2 protein-coding genes and 1 pseudogene are annotated in these 1,509 nt (G+C 46.4%); all 3 read left to right on the top strand.

Going from position 1 to position 1,509, the window contains the following annotated elements:
• The coding region (locus F6K49_RS48160; RefSeq protein ID WP_293109713.1) for an RNA-guided endonuclease TnpB family protein at positions 1–507 on the top strand (507 nt) is incomplete at its 5' end.
• Positions 508–569: 62 nt separating this feature from the next.
• The gene (locus F6K49_RS48155; protein WP_293109710.1) at positions 570–1,055 is read left to right on the top strand and encodes a heavy metal-responsive transcriptional regulator; all 486 of its coding nucleotides are present in this window, start codon (positions 570–572) and stop codon (positions 1,053–1,055) included.
• A pseudogene (locus F6K49_RS48150) lies at positions 1,052–1,509 on the top strand (WD40 repeat domain-containing protein); the annotation flags it as partial. The gene F6K49_RS48155 and the pseudogene F6K49_RS48150, both read left to right, overlap by 4 nt.

Here is a 1,509-nt window from a genome sequence, read left to right as displayed (position 1 = left end):
GCTAGATTACACCGTGATTTGTCGAGAAAGACAAAAGGTTCCAAGAACTGGTACAAGTCAGTAAACCGATTAGCATTACAGCATCAACGGGTTGCCAACATTCGCAAAGACACATTGGAAAAACTCACAACTTACTTAGCCAAAAACCACGGCACGGTGGTAATTGAGGATTTAAATGTATCGGGAATGATGGCTAATCATAAGCTGGCTAGTTCGATCGCTGACCAAGGATTCTATGAATTCAAAAGACAACTTGAGTATAAGTGTCAGTGGTATGGTGCCAAATTGGTAAAGGTGGATAGGTTCTATCCATCATCTCAGCTTTGTTCAAGTTGCGGGCATCGTCAGAAGATGCCCTTGCCAATCAGGACGTATAACTGTAGTGAGTGTGGTCTAATCCTGGACAGGGATTTGAACGCAGCGATAAATCTGAAAAACGCCGTGGGCTCTACGGTGTCTGCCTGTGGACGGGGTGCTGCCGACAGTCCCGAAAGAAGCAGGAAATAAACAGCATTAACTAGCATTAGCTAGGGCAAGCATAAGTTTTATGGAGCAGAGCATAGTTATTAGTGGTCAGTTACCAATTACCAATTACCAATGATCTTGTCACCAATTCATCAGAGGACTGGCTCAAAATTGGTCAGGTAGCTAGTTATAGCGGGTTGCCCGTGAAGACCATTCGCTATTACGAAGAAATTGGTCTGCTTGTGCCAGTCACAACCCGCTCCCCTTCTGGCTATCGCCTGTTTACCAGGCAGGTGTTGAATCGACTGGCTTTTATCAAACGTGCCCAATCCCTAGGACTTAGCCTTAGTGAGATTCAAGACATCCTCAAAATTCATGATTTTGGTGAGTTACCTTGTGGAGCGGTGAAGCAGCATCTACTGCTCAAGATTGAGGCAATCACCGAACAAATAGAAGCATTGGAACTACTAAAGTCCGAGTTGTTGGGTATAATTTCCGGTTGGCAAGAACATCCCCCTGACGCGGTGAAAAGTAAGACGATTTGCCCTAACCTTGGCCAAAAGGCCACGCTACGCGAACAAGCAGAATGAAAAAAACACCGTTGGCGATTTTGGGAACTGTGCTCGGGATCATGACAGTGGTCACCAGTAGCACCTATGCTAGGGAACCAAGACTGGGGCTAATGGTTGCAGCTATGCCGGAAATGGCTTCATACCAAGCTCAATCTTGGAGAACTCCTCAATTGGTGCGTACCATTGAAGCCCATTCAACCGCTGTGGATGCTCTGTCATTTAGTCCTAGTGGGCGAGTGCTACTCAGTGGGGGAAGCAGGAGTGATGCCCATCTAAAATTATGGTGGCTGAAAAACGGTCGTGAAATTGATAGCCTGCGAGTACACCAAACCTCCGTGGCTGACATGGCTTTTAGTGCTGATGGAACAATTCTGGCTAGTGTCGGGGAGGATGGTCGAATCAATTTGTGGCAATGGAATCAGGAAGAATACACAGGAGACTATACCCGTACTTTTCTAGGGCATACTAGCAA

It is taken from the genome of Moorena sp. SIO3I6 (assembly GCF_010672095.1).
The sequence above is the reverse complement of the archived record's forward strand: the minus strand, read 5'-3'. Positions and strand labels throughout refer to the sequence as shown.